General features: G+C 65.1%; 1 protein-coding gene. It reads right to left on the bottom strand.

The features are described from left to right. Window positions 1-8,288, bottom strand: an 8,288-nt coding sequence (locus tag AC0KUR_RS37385; protein ID WP_473377348.1) for a two-partner secretion domain-containing protein, incomplete at its 3' end; no start/stop codon positions are given. Window positions 8,289-8,632 lie beyond the last annotated feature (344 nt).

Here is an 8,632-nt window from a genome sequence, read left to right on the forward strand (position 1 = left end):
TCTTCCTGCGCGTGCGCCCCAGCCGCATTCACCGGGAAGGTGTACTGCGACGTCCCGTTCGCCAGGAACAGCCCCACCTGCGTCGCGCTATGGCTGTCGTTCACCACCGTCGTGCTCTTGCTACCCTGCGCCTGCACCGCGTTTGCATCCACCTCCGGCGCCTGGTTTCCCACTACCTGCTCACTAAAGTTCCCCACCACCTGCACCGTCGTGCCACCTCCGGCCTTCAACGAGCCCTGCTGGTACGTTACATTGTTCACGCCCAGATTCTGACCCCCCACCTGGAACGCCGTCTGGTGCGTGCCCGGCAGATATCCCACCGCCGCCGTCTGCACATCCACCCCCGCCTGCACTGTCGAGCTCTGCGACGTATTCTGCGCCGCGTTAAACGACAGGTTCCCTCCGATATCCAGCCTCGCCTTGCCGCCCGCGGCCAGCTGCGTGCCCGTCAAGCTCGCATCCCCTCCGGTCTTCACCGTCAGCGTCCCACCCGCGCTCACCGTGCCAACCTCCGCCTGCCTCGACTCCTCGGTCCCATAGCTGCCGCCGTACTGGACGCCGCCATTGGCAAACGGCGCCAGACCAATCTCGCCCGGCATTACCTGCAACCCCGCATTCACCCCTACCCTGGTACTGTTCTGGCTGCCGCTGGCCGTGTCGTACGCTGCCTGGTAGTTCAACGCCGATGCCGACGCGAGCGATACATTGCCACCGGCCACCACCTTCGTTCCTTCCAGCGTCAGCTCGCCCGCCGTCGTCTTCAGGCTGACGTTGCCGCCCCCCGTCAGGCTACTCACCACCGCTTGGCTCGCCTGGCTCTGCCCATTACTACCGCTATACCCCACATTCACATTGCCCACCACCGCCAGCCCCGCTCCGATGCCGAACCCGCAACCCGGACACATCATCCCCCCAGCCTGCGGCCCCACTCCCACGTTCGCGCCCGCGCTGAAGCTTGAACTCCGATCCGTCTCGCTGTAGGTATTTGCCGCCGCTGCCACCGTGACGCTGGCCCCCGTCACGTTCACGTCCCCGCCCGCCTTTACCTGCGTGCCTTCCAGCGTCGTCTTGCCGCTCGACGTCGAAGTTACGCTCCCGGCCGCCTGGATCGTGCTCACCACGGCCTGGCTCTGCTGCATCGACATCGCTTCGTTTTGCGACTGGAAGCCGATCTGCGCACCGATCGACGCCATCCCGCCTGCATTGCCCTGCACATATGGCACCGCACGCAACGGATTGCCTCCACTGAGCACGCCCGCTCCTCCACCGCCCTGCACCATGGCATTCACGCCCAGCGTCAGCCCCGCCGTGAATCCCAACGAACTCGAGTGTGCCTCTTCACTGTACGTATTGGCCGCTGCGAGCGATTCGATCGTCTGCGCTTGCTGCGTTACATCGCCACCAGCCACGATCTGCGTGCCCTGGTCCAGCAGCGTATCGCTGGCCTTGCGTGACACGTTGCCACCCGCCGTAATCTGAGTCACCACCGCCGTGCCAACATTGACGCTTTGGCTGCTAGTGTTCTTCGAGTAAGTCAACCCCACCCCAAGCTGCCCCTGGCTCGACACGACCCCGCCCGCATTCGCGCCGATCACTGACGCGATGCCACCGCCCGCCGCATCCACCGAGGCGTTGTGACTCACATAGAGCCCGGCCGTCGTGGTACTCGTCTGGCTCGAGAACTCGCTCACATCCTGCGCCGCAAGCGCCCGGATGTTGCTCCCCTGCATCGCCACATTGCCCGCCGCGTTCACTGTCGTTGCCTGCAGCACCACGTCCTGTCCGGCCCGCAGACTCACGTCCCCACCGCTCGAGGTGAGCGCCGTACCGTTGTTGTGAATCTGCCGCAACGCACTCGAGGACTGCGTCTGCGTCATGCCCAGAATCGTCGTGCCCGACACGCCCGCATCCGCATTGGCTTGCGCACCCGCACCCTGCGCTACAAACGACGCCACCATCGAACCGATCGAGCCCGCCTGGGCTCCCACGGGCAGCCACGTCTGCGTGCCCACCTCGGCTTGAGCGCTCTGTGTCGAGGTCACGCCCACCGACAGCGAACTCGCCTGCGCCGCACTGCTGCGCACGTCCTGCGAGGCCAGCAGATCGACGTTGCCACCCGCCTTCAGGCTGACAGCACTGCCCTGTATGATCGCACCCTGCGCCGTGAGGTCCCGGCTCGCCGTCATCGTCAGCCCAGCACCCGCCGTGAGCGTCGAACCGCGTGCTATTGATTCGTCGCTGCTGTTAACGTGCGAATGGCTTGCGAACAGCGACACCCCTGCACTGCCCTGCGCCTGCACCGCTGCACTCGACACCGCGTTGAGCAACCCGCCCTGCTGCTGCGCCAGCGCACTCACCGCGCTTGTGCTTGTCGTCCCGCCCAGCAAGCCCCATCCCCACTCACTTGAGGTCGTGCTCATCGTGTGCTGTCCGGCCAGTACCTGTACGTTCTGCGCGTTCACGCCCAGATTGCCCTGCGCGCTCACATCCGAGCCCTGCACCGTCAGCGTGCCGCCGGCCTTCAGACTCGCGTTGCCCCTAGCCTGGATCACCGACCCAACATTGGTCGACATCCGCGTGTCGCTGCTCATCGACTCCATGCCATACAGTGACCCGTTCAGCCCAAACCCCGACGCAAACCCTTGCGTATGCAGCGTCGCCGTATCGTCGGCCGCCAGCACATTCAGCGCCCCACCCGCTGCCATCGACACGTTGCCGCCCGCCGTCACCCCCGACCCCAACAGCGTCGTGTCACGGCCCGATTGCGTCGTCAGATTTCCGGCTACGCTAATCTGTGAACCTGCATTTTCGGTCAGCGCCAGTTGCGTGAGCACACTGCTCACCTGCCCCCCGCCCCAGCGAGTCGCCGTCTGCAGTTCATGCGCGCTCTTCTGGACCGGATTGAGAACGATGTCCCGACCCGCCGTTAGCCACGCATCCCCGCCAGACGACAGCGTCGCCCCCGACACCACAACGTCCTGTGCCGCATCCAACGTCAGTGCCCTCGTCGCGCCAATCGATGCAACGTTGCCCAGCGAGGTCCCTACTGCCGCATTGCCCTGCGTCAGCGTCGTGTTATAGATGCTTCCCGCCGTCGACGTCAGCGACACCGTCCCCCCACCAATCGTTCCTCCGAGGTTGTCGATGTCTCCCGTGCTTTGCACCCTCAACGACTGCGTCCCCGCCAGTGTCCCGCCGGAGTTCGTCACCGTTCCCAGCTTCGTCAGATCCACGTTCTGCGCCTGAATCACCGCCCCCGACGGCAACCCCGGATGTGCCCCCGGTACCAGATACACCTGCGGCACCAGCACCGTCTGACCATCCACCTGCGCCTGCACCGGCCACACGATGTCGCTCTTCAGCCCCGCGATCTGGCTGGCCGTCAGCGCCGTGCCCACCTTCAGCCCCAGCCCCTTCGCCTGCGAACTCGCATTGGTCATCAGCGCCTGGTACTGGTCCGCCTCGTTCGTATAACCCGCTTCCAGGCTGACCCCCGTCTGCGCCACCAATTCCCGTCCCACCAACGATAGCTCGTAGTTTGGATCCCCCAGCAGCCTGACGCTCTTGAGCAGCGCCATCTCGGCCGCCGTGCCCAGCACCGTGTCGATCAGATACGTCAAGCCCCCAGTCTGTTCGCCCAACAGATACTGGGGATTGGTTTCGATCAGATACGTTGGGTGCGCCCCCGCACTCATCACGTACAGACCGTTCGGGTTGGTTGGCAAGCTCACCGTCACGCCATCCACCACCAGCGATCCCACGCCTGCCACCCCGGTCGCACCCAACGACACCGGTTTCAGCGATCCAACGCCTGCCACGCTCGACGCCCCCAGATTCCCCCCGCCTGCATTGGTCGTCGCCTGCAGCCCCGTGTTCGCTGCACCCGGCGTACTCATCCCCTGGCCCGCTGCTTGCCACGGCGAGCCCAGGTTCACCAGGTTAAAGCCGCTGCCGTTCAGCGTATTGGCATAGATCCCCGCCAAACCCGGGTTTAACGTCGCATACGCCTGCGATATCTGCATATTTTCCGTATACGTGTCATTCCAACACACCGCTATAAACGTACACCACGAATGACTTTTGTTATCCCACGTCGTCGTATACGTCAGCTGTTGCAGCGCATTCGCATCGTTCGTAAAAGTCGCACCGGCATTGCCCTTCAGCGTCACCGTATTGCCCGACATCACCGCACCCACGTTCTGACCACTGTCGAACCCCTGTATCGTCAGGGTCCCTGCGCTCACCAATTTCGGTTGATAAGTCGGCGTGCCTCCTGCGTAGTACTGCTTATCGGTGATCACCGACTGGTAGAACGTACGAGTCCAATGATTCACTATGTCACTGTAATCCACCACATAACCCGTCTGCGCCCCGTTCTGGCCAACCATGCAGTTCGTACTGCCGGTACAACCCATTTGCTGCCCCAGCACCTGCGCGATCTGACTCACCGTTCCCCACGCATCGTGGTACGACACATTCGACACCGTCGCCTCCGGCGACACCGCCCACTGTCGTGTATCACCTCCCGCCACCTCGTTCGTGAATGTCTTGGCCGTGACCGTGATATTGCCCGCCGCGTTGATCTCGCTCTCGTTCGTCACGACCGGCGCCGTGATCGCGATCGTGCCGTCCGAATCCACCTGACCGAGCGCCCCGTTCAGCGTTCCTACGTTCGTAAACGACCCCCCGTTAACATTCAGTGCCGTGTGGCTATACAGTTCCCCGCGGTTGGTCACGCTGCCCGCCGTCTTCAACGTCAGTGCCCCGAGCGCCGCGATACCCCCCGTCGTCTCGTTCACGATCGACGGTGCATTTACCGTCAGGCCGCCCCCCGAGAACACTAACCCCACGTTGTCCAGTCCACTACCCAGTGTCAGCACCGAATCCTGGCCGCTTAACCCCAGCAGCATCCGTGCATGCTGGCCACCCTGCGTCAGCGTCCCAGCCGTTAGCGTCGTCGCCCCTTGCGTTTGCAGCAATGCGCCATCGTTCAGCAGCAGCGCGCTCATCTGCGCATTCAGGGTGCCCGCCTCGAGCTGACCCGCCGAGCCGATCTGGACCCGCTCGTTCGCCTGGCCCTGCTGATCGGCCAGCGTCAGGCGACCCAACACGTTGAACGTGCCCGTATCGGTCAGCGCCCCGCTGCGGACCGTCAGGTCGCCTCCCGCCTGCAGCGTGCCCGCATTGTTCAGCGTGCCCGCGCTCACCGTGCCAGTCGCGCCCGAGCCCCGGTTCATCGTCAGCACCGCACCCGCCTCGTTCGTCAGCGTGCCCGACACCGTCATCGTTGCCGCCTGCGTGCCGCCCGTGATCTGGCCGCGGTTACCCACGCTCGACGCCGTGATCGACAGGCCGTTGCCCTGCAGCACGCCGTTTGCTTCATTCGTCAGCGTCGTCCCCTGAACCGCCAGATTGCCCTGCGCCGTCATCGTCCCGGCGTTGTGCACCGTGTCCGCCGTCACCGTCGCATCCCGACCCCTCGAGCCCAGCGACGCCCCCGCCTCGTTCGTCACGCTCGACGCATTCACCTGCAACCCGCCCTCTGCGCCCAGACTCCCACCGTTCTCCAGTGCCGTGCCCGAACTCACCGTCAGCCCCTGGTTCGACCAGATCGCACCACCCGGCGTGTTCGTCAGCGTGCCTGCTTGTACCGTATCGGTTCCGCCATGGGCGCCCGTCGTCGTCGACAACACCAACGTGCCGCTGTTCGTCAGCGCCCCGGCCGTGCTCACCTCACCCTGGCTGCCCCCTTGCAGCCCGCCGCTGTTCGCAATCGATGCCCCCTGTACCGACAGCCCACCGGCTGCCACCACCTTGCCGCTGTTCACCACCGCCTCGGTGCCCCCGCCCTGCGCGTCCGATATCCTCAGGTCCATCCCACTCGACAGCGTCCCGCTGTTCGTCACCGGCCCCGCACTTTTAAGCACCAATGCGCCGCTCGTCGTCAGCACCGTGCCACTGTTCGTCACGCCACCCTTTCCGCCCTGTAGCGTCGTCGCGCCCACCGCCTGCAGCGTGCCCGCATTGTTCAGCGTGCCCGCGCTCACCGTGCCAGTCGCGCCCGAGCCCCGGTTCATCGTCAGCACCGCACCCGCCTCGTTCGTCAGCGTGCCCGACACCGTCATCGTTGCCGCCTGCGTGCCGCCCGTGATCTGGCCGCGGTTACCCACGCTCGACGCCGTGATCGACAGGCCGTTGCCCTGCAGCACGCCGTTTGCTTCATTCGTCAGCGTCGTCCCCTGAACCGCCAGATTGCCCTGCGCCGTCATCGTCCCGGCGTTGTGCACCGTGTCCGCCGTCACCGTCGCATCCCGACCCCTCGAGCCCAGCGACGCCCCCGCCTCGTTCGTCACGCTCGACGCATTCACCTGCAACCCGCCCTCTGCGCCCAGACTCCCACCGTTCTCCAGTGCCGTGCCCGAACTCACCGTCAGCCCCTGGTTCGACCAGATCGCACCACCCGGCGTGTTCGTCAGCGTGCCTGCTTGTACCGTATCGGTTCCGCCATGGGCGCCCGTCGTCGTCGACAACACCAACGTGCCGCTGTTCGTCAGCGCCCCGGCCGTGCTCACCTCACCCTGGCTGCCCCCTTGCAGCCCGCCGCTGTTCGCAATCGATGCCCCCTGTACCGACAGCCCACCGGCTGCCACCACCTTGCCGCTGTTCACCACCGCCTCGGTGCCCCCGCCCTGCGCGTCCGATATCCTCAGGTCCATCCCACTCGACAGCGTCCCGCTGTTCGTCACCGGCCCCGCACTTTTAAGCACCAATGCGCCGCTCGTCGTCAGCACCGTGCCACTGTTCGTCACGCCACCGCCACTCATCAGCATCACGTTACCCGCACGGCTCTCGATCGCCTGCCCCTGCTTCGCATCGCCCGCGTACTGCACCCCGCCCGCACCCGCCGTCAGATTCACATCACCACTTGCCACGAGCGTGGCATTGCCCAACGCCAGCACGTGCGCCGCATTCAGCGACGCGCTTGACGCCTCGCTCGACAATACCGTGCCCCCGCTCAACATCACGTCATTTGCACTCACGCTCAGCGCCTGGCCCGCCGCGTAGTTCACACCGCTCAGCACCCCAGCACCCGTCGCGCTCAACGTAATACCACCGCTTGCGTCCCGTGTATTGTTGCCGCCCGCCGTCGCGCCGCTTGCCGTATCGCTCAGCGTCTGTCCCGTCATCGACAGCGTCCCGTTGATCGCCTGCAATTGACCGCCCGCCAGCACCACCTCGCCTTGGTTCGCCGACAGCGCAACATTGCCCCCCGCGATCACATTCGCCCCGCTCAGGCTCAGTGCCCCGCTCCCCGATGCCGTGCTCGACAGACTCACATTGCCCGTCGCACTCATCGGCGCCTGAACCCTCACCGGCCCCCCCGCCTGCAGCGTCAAATCGCCGCCGCCGGCCGACACCGGCCCCTGCATCCGCACCCCCACCCCGGCCTCAGTCGACACCAGCCGGATCGTCTGCGCATACATCCCGCCCAGCGCCGCCGTGTCGATCGCCACTGCCGGCGCCCCGTCCGACACCGTCACCGGCGTCAGCGCCTGACTCGTCACGTCGTAGCTGCCCGTGCCCGTCACCACCGTCACCGCCTGTCCCGTCACCGGCGCCTGAATACTCACTGCCCGCGACACAAGCTCCAGCATCCCCACCGTGCTCGCGTCCAGCCCCCCACCCGTCACCGAGATCGTCCCGCCCCCGACCTGATATCCCGTCAGCGCCCCGTTGCCGTTCAACACCGGCGTGCCCGTCGTCAAACTCACGCGTGGCGTATTCAGAAACCCGCAGCCACTACACGCAATGCCGTACGGATTAGCCACCACCACCTGCGCCTGCTGACCAGCCACTTCCAGATAGCCTTTGAGGACCGAAGGCGAAGCACTGACCACCTGGTTCAGAATCACCTTGGCCGGCACCGTCAGGTTCGGGTTATTCGCCATTGCACCGGCCAGCTTCGAGTTAGCCGGTGCCATCAGCCCCCCGCCAGCGACCATCGGGTTATTGTTCAGCACCAACCCCGACGGTCCCACATTGAACTGCGTATAGGTGTTGTTTGACAGGCCCGCGGCGTTTGGCTTGGCGATGTTGACGACCGGCACCCCGTTCGGGTTCGGATACACGCGCGTCGACGTCCCCGCCACCGGGGCAACCACCGCACCCTGCGCAAATCCTCGTATCGGTAGCAATCCTACGTGGCTCGCCATTAATAACCATGCCACCGCTCGCTGCCAAGTCGGCCGTGCCTTGCGCCCCGCGCTCTGATCGTCGAAATGCCACATTGGACCACCCGTTCCTATCGCCTATGACTTCCCGTCGCCTTGCCACTGAACGTCCATTCAATCCCCGGACGCGCGATTCATTCACATCCCGATCAATCGGTCACGTGAGTTCTCAAGAACAATGCACCCCCAACTCAGATCGCCAGGCTCGCGCTAAAGTAAAACGTGTTTTCTCGAACCCGCGGTCGCGGCCACGGTGCGCTCGTATTCCACGACACGTCCACGCTGACCCACCGGGATCTCGCACGCACGCCCGTCGTCAACCCGAAAAGGCTTCCTCCCTCTCCAGTCGACGAGTTGCAGCGCAGGATCTTCCCCGCGTCAATTCCTACGTAGGGCTCCAG

The sequence above is a fragment of the Burkholderia sp. YHN3-13 genome, from assembly GCF_055810675.1.